The sequence below is a fragment of the Franconibacter sp. IITDAS19 genome, from assembly GCF_023079515.1.
Taxonomy (GTDB): domain Bacteria; phylum Pseudomonadota; class Gammaproteobacteria; order Enterobacterales; family Enterobacteriaceae; genus Franconibacter; species Franconibacter pulveris.
On the sequence record NZ_JALJCP010000011.1, the window covers coordinates 147799 to 161024 of the forward strand.

At 57.8% G+C, this 13226-nt stretch carries 11 protein-coding genes and 1 pseudogene; 11 read left to right on the forward strand and 1 reads right to left on the reverse strand.

The window, feature by feature from the left end:
- Positions 1–11: 11 nt before the first annotated feature.
- The gene (queG, locus tag MT962_RS21125) at positions 12–1151 is read right to left on the reverse strand and encodes a tRNA epoxyqueuosine(34) reductase QueG (protein WP_247366358.1); all 1140 of its coding nucleotides are present in this window, start codon (positions 1149–1151) and stop codon (positions 12–14) included.
- Here queG and nnr point away from each other — a divergent pair.
- The 11 genes and pseudogenes from nnr to MT962_RS21180 all read left to right on the forward strand — a co-directional run bounded on the left by nnr (position 1150) and on the right by MT962_RS21180 (position 13094).
- Positions 1150–2677, forward strand: a pseudogene (nnr, locus tag MT962_RS21130) (bifunctional ADP-dependent NAD(P)H-hydrate dehydratase/NAD(P)H-hydrate epimerase). The gene queG and the pseudogene nnr sit on opposite strands and share 2 nt — an antisense overlap.
- A complete protein-coding gene (gene tsaE, locus MT962_RS21135; protein WP_024557222.1) occupies positions 2670–3131 on the forward strand; it encodes a tRNA (adenosine(37)-N6)-threonylcarbamoyltransferase complex ATPase subunit type 1 TsaE in 462 nt (153 codons plus the stop codon). Before nnr ends, tsaE begins: the two are co-directional and overlap by 8 nt.
- Positions 3132–3144: 13 nt before the next feature.
- Positions 3145–4473, forward strand: a complete 1329-nt coding sequence (amiB, locus tag MT962_RS21140; RefSeq protein WP_247366359.1) for an N-acetylmuramoyl-L-alanine amidase AmiB — start codon at positions 3145–3147, stop codon at positions 4471–4473.
- Positions 4474–4482: 9 nt separating this feature from the next.
- Positions 4483–6393, forward strand: coding sequence for a DNA mismatch repair endonuclease MutL (gene mutL / locus MT962_RS21145; protein WP_247366360.1), 1911 nt, complete (start codon positions 4483–4485; stop codon positions 6391–6393).
- Positions 6386–7333, forward strand: coding sequence for a tRNA (adenosine(37)-N6)-dimethylallyltransferase MiaA (gene miaA / locus MT962_RS21150; RefSeq protein ID WP_024557219.1), 948 nt, complete (start codon positions 6386–6388; stop codon positions 7331–7333). The genes mutL and miaA overlap by 8 nt, the downstream gene beginning before the upstream one ends.
- Before the next feature lie 102 nt (positions 7334–7435).
- A complete protein-coding gene (gene hfq, locus MT962_RS21155) occupies positions 7436–7741 on the forward strand; it encodes an RNA chaperone Hfq (protein WP_024557218.1) in 306 nt (101 codons plus the stop codon).
- Positions 7742–7816: 75 nt separating this feature from the next.
- Complete coding sequence (gene hflX / locus MT962_RS21160; protein ID WP_024557217.1) at positions 7817–9100, forward strand: ribosome rescue GTPase HflX; 1284 nt, start codon at positions 7817–7819, stop codon at positions 9098–9100.
- Positions 9101–9171: 71 nt separating this feature from the next.
- Positions 9172–10413 (forward strand): FtsH protease activity modulator HflK, encoded by a 1242-nt coding sequence (gene hflK, locus MT962_RS21165; protein ID WP_024557216.1) that lies wholly within the window; start codon positions 9172–9174, stop codon positions 10411–10413.
- Positions 10414–10415: 2 nt separating this feature from the next.
- On the forward strand, positions 10416–11420 hold the full coding sequence (gene hflC / locus MT962_RS21170; protein ID WP_024557215.1) for a protease modulator HflC: 1005 nt from the start codon (positions 10416–10418) through the stop codon (positions 11418–11420).
- A gap of 75 nt (positions 11421–11495) precedes the next feature.
- Positions 11496–11693 carry a DUF2065 family protein gene (locus MT962_RS21175; protein ID WP_024557214.1) on the forward strand — a complete coding sequence of 66 codons (198 nt, stop codon included), beginning with the start codon at positions 11496–11498 and terminating at the stop codon, positions 11691–11693.
- 102 nt (positions 11694–11795) lie between these two features.
- On the forward strand, positions 11796–13094 hold the full coding sequence (locus MT962_RS21180; RefSeq protein ID WP_024557213.1) for an adenylosuccinate synthase: 1299 nt from the start codon (positions 11796–11798) through the stop codon (positions 13092–13094).
- Positions 13095–13226 lie beyond the last annotated feature (132 nt).

Consider the following 13226-nt stretch of genomic DNA (forward strand, 5'->3'; position numbering starts at 1 on the left):
CTGTGGAAAGCTCAGGCGTCCCTCGGCAGGCCCTTTTCAACCACCCTAACCAGCCGTTGTTTTTGTGGCAATTGCACCTCGATAACATTGGCATTCCGTCTGGCTATTTGTTGCGCAATCGCCCATTCAATGTGTTCATCGAGAAGTGGGTGCTCACCTTTTCTTTTTTCCAGCGCCTGCAGATTCGCTTCACCCCAGGGCGCATTGCCTAGCGCGACGGCGATATTTCGCAGCCAGCGCAGGTGCCCGATACGGCGAATCGCCGATCCTTCCGTTACCTTCAGAAAATGCGCCTCGCTCCAGCCAAAGAGTTCTACCAGCTTCGGTGCATGCAGCGCCTGACGGGGAGTGAAATCCTCTTCATCCGTGAGCTGCGAGAAACGGTTCCAGGGACAGATAAGCTGGCAATCGTCGCAGCCGTAGATACGATTGCCGATAAGCGGACGAAACGCTTCAGGGATAGCGCCTTCCAGCTCAATGGTGAGATAAGAGATACAGCGGCGCGCGTCCACCGTATAAGGCTCGACAATGGCGCCGGTGGGGCAGATGGTCATGCAGGCTACGCATTTGCCGCAACCCTCTTCGACTGGCTTATCCACAGGCAGCGGCAGATCGATGAGTAATTCGCCCAAAAAGAAAAACGAGCCCGCATCGCGACTGAGGATAAGTGAATGCTTACCCGTCCAGCCCAGTCCCGCTTTTTCCGCCAGCGGCCGTTCCAGCAGCGGCGCGGAATCGACAAAAGGTCTAAAATTCAGCGACGCGCACTGCTGCTGAATGCGCTCGCCGAGCTTTTTGAGCCGGTTACGCAGCAGCTTATGGTAATCGCGACCCAGCGCATAGCGGCTTACATAGCCGAGCGAGGGATCTTTCAGCGTGCGGGCGAAAGCGGCGTTGGCGGGCAGATAATTCATCCGTACGCTGATCACCCGCAGCGTGCCGGGTAAGAGTTCATGCGGGCGGGCGCGCATCATGCCATGACGCGCCATCCATTCCATCTCGCCGTGATACTGTTTATCGAGCCACGCCTGCAGCGCGCCCTCGCTGGCGCTCAGGTCGGTATCGGTAATACCAACCTGCTGAAAACCCAGCTCCGCGCCCCATTGTTTAATATCGCGCGCTAACTGGTTGAGATCGAGGGGAGCAGACATGACGGACCATCAGATGAAGAAAAACGGCCGTAGTATACCACACTCTGTCTGGCCCGCAGACTGGCTGCGGGCAGCAGAAAAAGAGGCGGCGGACACTCTTGGCCTCACGCTCTTCGAGCTGATGCAGCGTGCGGGCGAGGCCGCTTTTCATATCGCCTATGATTATTATCCTGAAAGCGAGCACTGGCTGGTGCTGTGTGGTCACGGCAACAACGGCGGCGATGGTTATGTCGTGGCGCGACTGGCGCAGGCGGCGGGCATTCGCGTCACGTTGCTGGCGCAGGAGAGCGAAGCGCCTTTGCCTGAAGAGGCGAGCGCCGCGCGTGAGGCCTGGCTTAATGCCGGGGGAATGATTCATTCGCCGCAAACGGCCTGGCCGGACGGCGTGACGCTTATCATCGACGCTCTGCTCGGGACTGGCCTGAAAAGCGCCCCCCGGGAGCCTGTCGCCGGTCTGATTGATAAAGCGAATCGCCATCCGGCCCCGGTGGTGGCGCTCGATATTCCTTCCGGCCTGCTGGCGGAAACCGGCGCCACGCCGGGCGCGGTGATTAACGCGGCGCATACGGTCACCTTTATCGCGCTCAAGCCGGGGTTGCTCACCGGCAAAGCGCGGGATGTGGTGGGCGTTCTGCATCATCACGCGCTGGGGCTGGAACCCTGGCTTGCGGGGCAGCAGGCGCCCATTGCCCGCTATGACGCCTCGCAGCTTGGCGAGTGGCTCAGGCCGCGGCGCCCTACCAGCCATAAAGGCGATAACGGCAAGCTGGTGATAGTAGGCGGCGATCACGGCACGGCTGGTGCGATTCGCATGGCGGGCGAAGCGGCGTTAAGAGCGGGCGCAGGGCTGGTGCGAGTACTTACTCGCATAGAGAATATCGCACCGCTGTTGACCGCTCGTCCGGAGCTGATGGTGCATGAACTCACGCCGCAATCGCTTAGCGAAAGCCTTGAATGGGCTGATGTGGTGGTGGTTGGGCCGGGGCTTGGTCAGCAGGCATGGGGTAAGCAGGCGCTGCAAAAGGTAGAGAACTTTACCGGCCCGATGCTGTGGGACGCCGACGCGCTCAACCTGCTGGCAATCCATCCCGATAAACGTCACAATCGCATCCTTACGCCGCACCCCGGCGAAGCCGCAAGATTGCTGAATGTTTCCGTATCAGAAGTTGAAAGTGATCGCTTACTTTCTGCCGATCGTCTGGTAAAACGGTATGGCGGTTGCGTCGTGCTGAAAGGTGCGGGCACCCTTGTTGCCAGCAACGACGCGGGGCCGGGCATTATTGATGCTGGCAACGCTGGTATGGGCAGCGGCGGTATGGGAGATGTGCTGAGCGGAATTATCGGCGGCTTGCTGGCGCAAAAGCTCTCCCCGTATGATGCAGCCTGCGCCGGTTGCGTGGCGCACGGCGCGGCGGCGGACCTCCTCGCCAGCCGTTACGGCGCTCGCGGCATGCTGGCGACCGATCTGCTTTCAGTGCTTCACCGTTTTGTTAACCCGGATGTGAATTGACGTAAACCATGATTAATCGTGTTATTCCTCTACCCGATGAGCAGGCGACGCTCGCTCTCGGCGCGCGTGTGGCGCAGGCCTGCGAAGGCGCGACCGTCATTTATCTTTATGGCGACCTGGGCGCGGGTAAAACCACCTTTAGCCGTGGTTTTTTGCAGACGTTAGGCCATAACGGCAACGTGAAAAGCCCCACCTACACGCTGGTGGAGCCCTACGCGCTGGAGACGCTGACGGTTTACCATTTCGACCTCTATCGTCTGGCGGATCCGGAGGAGCTGGAGTTTATGGGGATTCGCGACTATTTCGCCAATGACGCTATTTGCCTGGTGGAGTGGCCGCAGCAGGGGGCGGGCGTCTTGCCCGACCCGGATGTCGAAATTCACTTATCGTATCAGGCGCAGGGGCGCGAAGCGCTCGTCAAAGCCGTTTCCCCATCAGGCAATTCGTTACTGGCGCGCTTAGCCAAATAACCAGGATGACGGGATGATGACTCGCGTAAAAGGTTGGTTGATAGCGGCACTGCTGGCGCTGAGCGCTCAGGCCGGGGCGGCGGTGTTGTCCGATATTCAGGTTTCCAATGGCGATGACCAGGCCCGGATCACCCTGAGCTTTATGGGCGACCCGGAATACGCCTTTTCGCAGCAGGATAAACGCAGCGTGGCGCTGGATATTCAGCAAACCGGCGTTATACAGGGGTTGCCGCTGATTTTTAGCGGCAGCAATCTGGTGAAAAGCATTCGTTCCGGTCAGCCGAAAGACAATCAGTCGCTGCGGTTGGTGGTCGACCTGACGAAGAACGGCAAAACCCGCGCGGTGAAGCAGCAAAACGGCGCCAGCTATACGGTTGTTTTTACCATTAACGCCGATGCGCCGCCGCCGCCCGTTGTGGCTAAGCGTGCAGCACCGCCTGCGCCGCGTTCGTCAACTCCCGCCAGTAACCCGTTTCGTAATGAAAACGACCGTGTGACCAGCGTTGTTGGCAGCAATAGCGCAACGCGTCCGGCGCGCAGCCATACTACTGTCTCGTCCGATCAGGTCATTGTCGCGATTGACGCCGGCCACGGCGGCCAGGATCCTGGCGCTATTGGTCCTGGCGGCGTACGCGAGAAAAACGTCACCATCGCCGTTGCCCGAAAGCTGCGCGCGCTGCTTAATGACGACCCGATGTTTAAGGGCGTGCTGACCCGCGACGGCGACTATTTTATCTCGGTGATGGGCCGCTCCGATGTGGCTCGCCAGCAGAACGCTAACTTACTGGTTTCTATTCATGCCGACGCCGCGCCAAACCGCGAAGCGACGGGCGCTTCGGTCTGGGTGCTGTCAAACCGTCGCGCCAACAGCGAAATGGCGGGCTGGCTTGAGCAGCACGAGAAACAGTCGGAACTGCTCGGCGGCGCAGGGGATGTGCTTGCAAACAGCCAGGCGGACCCCTATTTAAGTCAGGCGGTGCTGGATTTGCAGTTCGGTCATTCCCAGCGCGTCGGGTATGATGTCGCCACCAGCGTATTGAGCCAGTTGCAAAGAGTGGGTGACTTGCATAAACGCCGTCCGGAACATGCGAGCCTTGGCGTATTGCGCTCGCCCGATATTCCTTCCCTGTTAGTGGAAACCGGGTTTATCAGCAACAGCGGCGAAGAAAAATTGCTGGCAAGCAGCGACTATCAGGAGCAGCTTGCCGAGGCCATTTATAAAGGTCTGCGCAATTACTTCCTCGCACACCCGTTACAATCCGCGCCGAAAAATAACGGCGGCGCGGGCCAGACCGCCCGCGCTACCCATGACGCTGTTAATCAGATCGCGGTAACCAATTAAGGAGATTTCATGCCGATTCAGGTTCTGCCGCCGCAGCTCGCGAACCAAATCGCCGCCGGCGAAGTGGTGGAACGTCCTGCATCGGTAGTGAAAGAGCTGGTTGAAAACAGCCTCGATGCGGGCGCGACCCGCATTGATATCGATATTGAACGCGGCGGTGCGAAGCTTATCCGCATTCGCGATAACGGCTGCGGCATTGGTAAAGCGGAGCTGGCGCTGGCGCTGGCGCGTCACGCCACCAGCAAAATCGCCACGCTTGACGACCTGGAGGCGATTATCAGCCTCGGTTTTCGCGGCGAAGCGCTGGCCAGTATCAGTTCCGTCTCGCGTCTGACGCTCACCTCCCGTACCGCCGATCAGCAAGAAGCGTGGCAGGCGTATGCGGAAGGGCGCGATATGGAAGTGACCGTTAAACCAGCGGCGCATCCGGTCGGCACCACTCTTGAGGTGTTGGATCTTTTCTACAACACGCCAGCGCGGCGTAAGTTCATGCGCACCGAGAAAACCGAATTCGGCCATATTGACGAGGTGGTGCGACGCATCGCGCTGGCGCGCTTTGACGTCACCATTAACCTCAACCATAACGGCAAGATGGTGCGTCAGTATCGCGCCGTGCAGCCAAATGCGCCGCGCGAGCGTCGCCTGGGCGCTATCTGCGGCACTGCATTTCTCGAACAAGCGCTGGCGATTGACTGGCAGCATGGCGACCTGGCCCTTCGCGGCTGGGTGGCGGAGCCAAAAGGTACCACGGCGGCGCTGGCGGAAATTCAATACTGTTACGTCAATGGCCGAATGATGCGCGACCGGCTGATTAACCACGCCATCCGGCAAGCCTGTGAAGACAAGCTCGGCGCTAATCAACAGCCCGCCTACGTACTTTATCTGGAAATCGATCCGCACCAGGTGGATGTGAACGTACACCCGGCCAAGCACGAGGTGCGTTTTCATCAGTCGCGGCTGGTGCACGACTTCATCTACCAGGGCGTACTGAGCGCGCTACAGGCACAGCAGTCCAGCTCGCTGCCGCTGGAAACGCCGCAGACGCCGCGCTGGCAGCCGGAAAACCGCATAGCTGCGGGGAAGAATCACTTTGCCGAACCGGCTGCGGCGAAAGAGCGCCCCGTGTCTGACTACTCTTCGCCTTCGGCAACCTCAGGCTCCACGCCTGCGCGGAGCTCGGGCGGAAGCGGCGGCGGGGCGGTGGCCAAAGGCGGCGGCGCCAGCTGGCCACACGCGACGCCGGGTTATCAGAAACAGCAGGGCGAGGTTTATCGCCAACTGCTGGAAACGCCTCAGGCGCCCCGGACGCCTTCAGTAGCGAAAACGCCTGCGCCCGCGATGACGCAGCCTGCGCTGGAAGGCCACGCTCAAAGCTTCGGCCGCGTGCTGACCATTGTGCATAACAACCTCGCGCTGCTGGAACGCGAAGGACGGCTTATGTTGCTGGCGCTGGAGGTGGCGGAACGTTGGCTTAAACAGGCGCAGCTGTTGCCGGGCGAAGAAAAGCCCTGCGCTCAGCCGCTGCTTATCCCGGTGCGCTTTAAAGTTTCTCCCGAAGAGCGTGAAACCCTTGTCAGCGCTAAGCCTTTTCTTGCCGGAATGGGCATGGAGTTGGTCAGCGATGCACAATATGTGACGATTCGGGCGGTGCCTTTACCCTTGCGCCAACAAAATTTACAAATCTTGATTCCTGAACTGATAGGCTACCTGGCGCAGCAGAGTCAGATTGACGCGGCGGCTATCGCGCTGTGGCTGGCCCGCCATCTGGCGAGCGAGCATGAACAGTGGAGCGTGGCGCAGGCTATTGCGCTGCTCGCCGATGTCGAACGGCTCTGCCCGCAACTGGTGAAGTCACCGCCTGGTGGTTTATTACAACCTGTTGATTTACAACCGGCGATGAATGCCCTGAAACATGACTGAAGTAAGCAAGGCTGGCCTGCCGAAGGCTATTTTTTTAATGGGGCCGACGGCCTCTGGCAAAACCGCGCTGGCGATTAATTTACGTAAAACATTGCCGGTAGAGTTGATTAGCGTCGACTCCGCCCTGATTTATAAAGGGATGGATATCGGCACCGCCAAGCCCAGCGCGCAGGAGCTGGCCGAAGCGCCGCATCGCCTGCTCGATATTCTGGATCCAGCGCAGGCGTATTCAGCGGCGGATTTTCGCCGCGACGCGCTAAAGGAGATGGCGGATATCACCGCAGCAGGGCGGATACCGCTGCTGGTAGGCGGCACCATGCTTTACTTCAAAGCGTTACTTGAAGGGCTTTCTCCCTTGCCGTCGGCGGATCCGGCGATAAGGGCGCGGATTGAAGAACAGGCAGCAGAGCAGGGGTGGGAAACGCTGCATCGCCAGCTCCAGGAGATCGATCCTGTGGCGGCGTCACGTATTCATCCCAACGACCCGCAAAGGCTTTCCCGGGCACTGGAAGTTTTTTTCATTTCGGGTAAAACTTTAACGGAACTGACGCAAACGTCAGGAGAAGCTCTGCCGTATCAGGTGCACCAGTTCGCCATCGCCCCGGCGAGCCGTGAACTGCTCCATCAGCGAATTGAGCAGCGTTTTCACCAGATGTTGGCTTCAGGTTTTGAAGCAGAAGTAAGGGCGCTTTTCGCCCGTGGAGATTTGCATACGGACTTGCCTTCCATTCGTTGCGTAGGCTATCGCCAGATGTGGTCGTATCTGTCAGGCGAGATCCCATTCGACGACATGGTTTATCGAGGTATTTGCGCCACGAGACAATTGGCAAAGCGCCAGATTACCTGGCTGCGCGGCTGGGAAGACGTTCACTGGCTTGACAGTGAAGCGCCTGAACAAGCGCGTAAAGAAGTATTACAGGTTGTTGGTGCGAAGCACTGATGAATGTGTACAATTGAATTGGTATCGTGCGCAAAATTTTATGTATTTTCAGAGCCCATGGGCTCATGAGTATAAACAACAAGCATATAAGGAAAAGATAGAATGGCTAAGGGGCAATCTTTACAAGATCCGTTCCTCAACGCACTGCGTCGGGAACGTGTTCCAGTTTCTATTTATTTGGTGAATGGTATTAAGCTGCAAGGTCAAATCGAATCTTTCGACCAGTTCGTGATTCTGTTGAAAAACACAGTCAGCCAGATGGTCTACAAGCACGCGATTTCTACTGTGGTGCCTTCTCGTCCGGTGTCTCATCACAGTAACAGCGCGGGTGGCGGTTCCAGCAACTATCACCACAGCAATAACGCGCAAACTTCTGCGCCGCAGCAAGACAGCGAAGACGCCGAATAAAGTCGATGGCTGTTGTTCCATGTCGGGGGACCAGGTCATCTGTGTTCCCCGCTGGTCTTTTAAGAGGGTTTACGCTTGTTTGACCGTTATGATGCCGGTGAGCAGGCGGTGCTGGTACACATCTACTTTACGCAAGACAAAGATATGGAAGACCTCCAGGAGTTTGAATCTCTGGTCTCTTCCGCCGGTGTCGAAGCATTACAGGTGATTACCGGTAGCCGTAAAGCTCCGCACCCAAAATATTATGTCGGTGAAGGTAAAGCAGTCGAAATCGCCGAGGCAGTGAAAGCCACTGGGGCGTCTGTCGTGCTGTTCGATCATGCGTTGACCCCCGCTCAGGAGCGCAACCTTGAGCGCCTGTGCGAGTGTCGTGTTATCGACCGCACCGGACTGATTTTAGATATTTTCGCCCAGCGTGCACGCACCCATGAAGGTAAGCTGCAGGTTGAGCTGGCGCAGTTGCGCCATCTGGCGACGCGTCTGGTACGCGGCTGGACTCACCTTGAGCGCCAGAAAGGCGGCATCGGCCTGCGGGGCCCGGGTGAAACCCAGTTGGAAACCGACCGCCGTTTGCTGCGAAACCGAATCAGCCAAATCCTGTCGCGCCTCGAACGCGTTGAAAAACAGCGCGAACAGGGACGTCGGTCGCGCGCAAAAGCTGATATTCCAACCGTTTCGCTGGTGGGTTACACCAACGCCGGTAAATCCACTCTCTTTAACCAGATAACCGAAGCCGATGTCTATGCGGCTAACCAGCTGTTCGCGACGCTGGATCCCACGCTGCGCCGCATTGACGTGCCGGACGTTGGCGAAACGGTGCTGGCGGACACGGTAGGCTTTATCCGCCATCTGCCGCACGATCTGGTGGCGGCGTTTAAAGCTACGTTGCAGGAGACGCGCCAGGCGACGCTGCTGTTGCATGTGGTGGATGCCGCTGACCTGCGCATGCGGGAAAACATAGATGCGGTAAATACCGTGCTGGAAGAGATCGAGGCCAATGAGATCCCGACTCTGCTGGTAATGAACAAAATCGATATGCTTGAGGAATTCGAACCGCGTATCGATCGCAATGATGAGAATCTGCCCATACGCGTCTGGCTTTCCGCCCAGACGGGTGAAGGCGTACCACTGCTTTTCCAGGCCCTGACGGAGCGCCTGTCTGGTGAGATAGCGCAGCATTCGCTGCATTTACCTCCCGATGAGGCGGGCCGTTTGCGGAGCCGTTTTTATCAGCTTCAGGCGATAGAAAAAGAGTGGGTAGAGGAGGACGGTAGTGTCGGGATGCAGGTGCGCATGCCGGTGGTGGACTGGCGTCGCCTCTGTAAGCAGGAACCGGCATTGGTTGACTATGTTGTCTAACCGGCCGCTGTAAGCCTGAAGACTTTTCCCCTCTGGGGGATCTCACCGCATAACAAATATGGAGCACAAACATGGCGTGGAATCAGCCCGGTAATAACGGACAAGACCGCGACCCGTGGGGAAGCAGCAAGCCTGGCGGCAACTCTGGGGGTAACAAAGGCGGTCGCGATCAGGGACCGCCCGATCTGGACGATATCTTCCGTAAGTTAAGCAAGAAGCTTGGCGGTTTCGGCGGCGGTAAAGGAACCGGCGGCGCCACTCAGGGCCCTCGCGGCCACATGGGCGGTCGCGTAGTAGGCATTGTGGCGGCGGCAGTTGTGATTATCTGGGCCGCAAGCGGGTTCTACACCATTAAAGAAGCCGAACGCGGCGTGGTAACCCGCTTTGGCAAATTCAGTCATCTGGTCGAGCCGGGCCTGAACTGGAAACCCACCTTTATTGATGATGTTGTCGCCGTGAACGTGGAAGCCGTTCGTGAACTGGCGGCTTCCGGCATCATGCTGACATCTGACGAAAACGTCGTGCGCGTTGAAATGAACGTGCAGTATCGCGTCACCGATCCGCAGCGTTATCTGTTTAGCGTGACCAGCGCCGACGACAGCCTGCGTCAGGCGACCGACAGCGCCCTGCGCGGCGTTATCGGCAAGTACACCATGGACCGCATCCTCACCGAAGGCCGTACCGTTATTCGTAGCGATACCCAGCGTGAACTGGAAGAAACCATCCGTCCTTACAACATGGGCATCACCCTGCTGGACGTAAACTTCCAGGCGGCGCGTCCGCCGGAAGAGGTGAAGGCGGCATTTGACGACGCTATCGCGGCCCGTGAAAACGAGCAGCAATATATTCGCGAGGCGGAAGCGTATACCAACGAAGTGCAGCCGCGCGCCAACGGTCAGGCGCAGCGCACGCTGGAAGAGGCTCGCGCTTACCGTACGCAAACTATCCTGGAAGCGCAGGGTGAGGTGGCTCGCTTTGCGAAAATCCTGCCGGAATATAAAGCCGCGCCGGAAATTACCCGTGAGCGACTTTATATCGAAACGATGGAACGCGTGCTTAGCCATACCCGTAAAGTGTTGGTCAACGATAAAGGCGGCAACCTGATGGTGCTCCCGCTCGATCAGATGCTTAAAGGCGGCGGTTCGGCGCCAGCTTCCACCAGCGACAGCCCGAACTCTCTGCTGCGTTTACCGCCTGCTGCAGGCAGCAACAGCAACGCCACCACGACGCCTTCCGGCAGCGCTGGCGATATCATGGACCAGCGCCGCGCCAACGCGCAGCGTAATGACTTCCAGCGCCAGGGGGGTGAATAACGATGCGTAAGTCAGTTATTGCAATCATCATTATCGTGCTGGTGGTGCTCTACACCTCGATTTTCGTGGTGAAAGAGGGCGAGCGCGGCATCACTTTGCGTTTTGGCAAAGTGTTGCGTGACAACGAAAACAAACCGCTGGTTTTCGAGCCGGGTCTGCATTTCAAGATCCCGTTTATCGAATCGGTGAAGACGCTGGACGCCCGTATCCAGACCATGGATAACCAGGCTGACCGCTTCGTAACCAAAGAGAAAAAAGACCTGATCGTTGACTCTTATATCAAGTGGCGCATCAGCGACTTCAGCCGCTACTACCTGGCGACAGGCGGCGGCGATGTCTCTCAGGCCGAAGTGCTGCTGAAGCGTAAGTTCTCAGACCGTTTACGTTCTGAAATTGGTCGTCTTGATGTAAAAGACATCGTGACTGACTCCCGCGGTCGCCTGACCCTGGAAGTGCGCGACGCGCTGAACTCTGGTTCGGCAGGCACCGAGGATGAAGTGGCTACGCCAGCTGCGGATGATGCGATTGCCAAAGCCGCAGAGCGCGTTCAGGCGGAAACCAACGGTAAAGTGCCGGTTATCAACCCAAACAGCATGGCGGCGTTGGGTATTGAAGTGGTGGACGTGCGCATCAAGCAGATCAACCTGCCTGCGGAAGTCTCCGAAGCTATCTTCAACCGTATGCGCGCCGAGCGTGAGGCGGTAGCCCGTCGTCACCGTTCCCAGGGCCAGGAAGAAGCGGAAAAACTGCGCGCAGCGGCGGATTACGAAGTGACCCGCACGCTGGCGGAAGCCGAACGTCAGGCGCGTATTTTGCGCGGTGAAGGTGATGCCGAAGCGGCGAAACTGTTCGCGGACGCGTTCAGCCAGGACCCGGATTTCTATGCCTTTATCCGTAGCCTGCGCGCGTACGAAAACAGCTTCCGTAGCAATCAGGATGTCATGGTGCTGAGCCCGGACAGCGATTTCTTCCGCTACATGAAGACGCCAGCCAACAGTACGCGTTAATATCGCCATTGTCAGACAAGAGCCGGTTTCGACCGGCTCTTTTTTTATCATAAGACAGGAGCAGAAAAGGGAATCATGAATACCACTATTATCCTGGCGCTCGCGCTGGTGCTGGTGCTCGAGGGGCTGGGCCCGATGCTTTTTCCGCGTATCTGGCGGCGCATGATCCTCGGAATGGCCCAATTGCCGGATACATTGTTGCGGCGCTTCGGCGGCGGTCTTGTGGTTGCGGGCGTAGTCATCTACTACATGTTGACGAAAACGATTAACTGAGTAAATTTCAGGCGCTTTCGCCTGAATTTGTATACAAAAAGTGCTGATCATCCGGGAAGCTGGTGTTAGAATCCATTTTTAAGCAAACGGTGATTTTGAAAAATGGGTAACAACGTCGTCGTACTGGGCACCCAATGGGGTGACGAAGGCAAAGGAAAGATCGTCGATCTTCTGACTGAACGCGCTAAATATGTGGTTCGCTACCAGGGTGGCCACAACGCTGGCCATACTCTTGTAATCAACGGTGAGAAAACCGTTCTCCATCTTATTCCTTCAGGCATTCTTCGCGATAACGTCACCAGCATCATCGGCAACGGTGTAGTGCTCTCTCCGGCCGCGCTGATGAAAGAGATGAAAGAACTCGAAGACCGCGGTATCCCGGTTCGCGAGCGTCTGCTTATCTCCGAAGCTTGCCCGCTTATCCTCGACTACCACGTGGCGCTCGACGTAGCGCGTGAAAAAGCGCGTGGCGCCAAAGCCATCGGCACTACCGGTCGCGGCATCGGCCCGGCTTACGAGGATAAAGTTGCGCGTCGCGGCCTGCGCGTCGGCGACCTGTTTGACAAAGCCACCTTCGCTGACAAGCTGAAAGAAGTGATGGAATACCATAACTTCCAACTGGTTAACTTCTACAAAGTGGAAGCGGTGGACTACCAGAAAGTGCTGGATGACGTGATGGCTATCGCCGACATCCTGACCTCCATGGTGGTGGACGTTTCCGATCTGCTGGATCAGGCGCGCAAGCGCGGCGACTTCATCATGTTCGAAGGCGCTCAGGGCACGCTGCTGGATATCGACCACGGCACCTACCCGTACGTAACCTCTTCTAACACCACCGCAGGCGGCGTAGCGACAGGTTCCGGCATCGGCCCGCGCTACGTTGACTACGTGCTCGGCATCATCAAAGCATACTCCACCCGCGTGGGCGCCGGTCCGTTCCCGACCGAGCTGTTTGACGACATCGGCGAGTTCCTGTGCAAGAAGGGCAACGAGTTCGGCGCCACCACCGGCCGTCGTCGTCGCACCGGCTGGCTGGACGCGGTGGCTGTACGCCGCGCGGTGCAGATCAACTCCCTTTCCGGCTTCTGCCTGACCAAGCTGGACGTGCTGGACGGTCTGGAAGAGGTGAAAATCTGCGTCGCTTACCGTATGCCGGATGGCCGTGAAGTCACCACTACCCCGATGGCGGCGGATGACTGGGAAGGTATCGAACCGATTTATGAAACGATGCCGGGCTGGTCTGAGTCTACTTTCGGCGTCAAAGAGCGTAGCGGCCTGCCGCAGGCGGCGCTGAACTACATCAAACGTATTGAAGAAGTGACTGGCGTGCCGATCGACATCATTTCTACCGGTCCGGATCGCACCGAGACCATGATTCTGCGCGATCCGTTCGACGCATAATTGTCTAAGGGCGCGCCAGACGCGCCCTTTTTACACCCTTTTTACCCGCCTTTTTCAAATAAATTAGCGGCCTTATCGCTGGCTGGTTTATCATCAATATATCTCGCCACATGGCGATCCGCGTTTTTTCCT

What these genes read in the sequence shown, in the direction of transcription:
- mutL (WP_247366360.1), top strand. Translation starts at nt 4,483, where the DNA reads ATGCCGATTCAGGTTCTGCCGCCGCAGCTCGCGAACCAAATCGCCGCC.
- MT962_RS21175 (WP_024557214.1), top strand. Translation starts at nt 11,496, where the DNA reads ATGAATACCACTATTATCCTGGCGCTCGCGCTGGTGCTGGTGCTCGAG.
- hflC (WP_024557215.1), top strand. Translation starts at nt 10,416, where the DNA reads ATGCGTAAGTCAGTTATTGCAATCATCATTATCGTGCTGGTGGTGCTC.
- queG (WP_247366358.1), bottom strand. Translation starts at nt 1,151, where the DNA reads ATGTCTGCTCCCCTCGATCTCAACCAGTTAGCGCGCGATATTAAACAA.
- hflK (WP_024557216.1), top strand. Translation starts at nt 9,172, where the DNA reads ATGGCGTGGAATCAGCCCGGTAATAACGGACAAGACCGCGACCCGTGG.
- MT962_RS21180 (WP_024557213.1), top strand. Translation starts at nt 11,796, where the DNA reads ATGGGTAACAACGTCGTCGTACTGGGCACCCAATGGGGTGACGAAGGC.
- tsaE (WP_024557222.1), top strand. Translation starts at nt 2,670, where the DNA reads ATGATTAATCGTGTTATTCCTCTACCCGATGAGCAGGCGACGCTCGCT.
- miaA (WP_024557219.1), top strand. Translation starts at nt 6,386, where the DNA reads ATGACTGAAGTAAGCAAGGCTGGCCTGCCGAAGGCTATTTTTTTAATG.
- hfq (WP_024557218.1), top strand. Translation starts at nt 7,436, where the DNA reads ATGGCTAAGGGGCAATCTTTACAAGATCCGTTCCTCAACGCACTGCGT.
- amiB (WP_247366359.1), top strand. Translation starts at nt 3,145, where the DNA reads ATGATGACTCGCGTAAAAGGTTGGTTGATAGCGGCACTGCTGGCGCTG.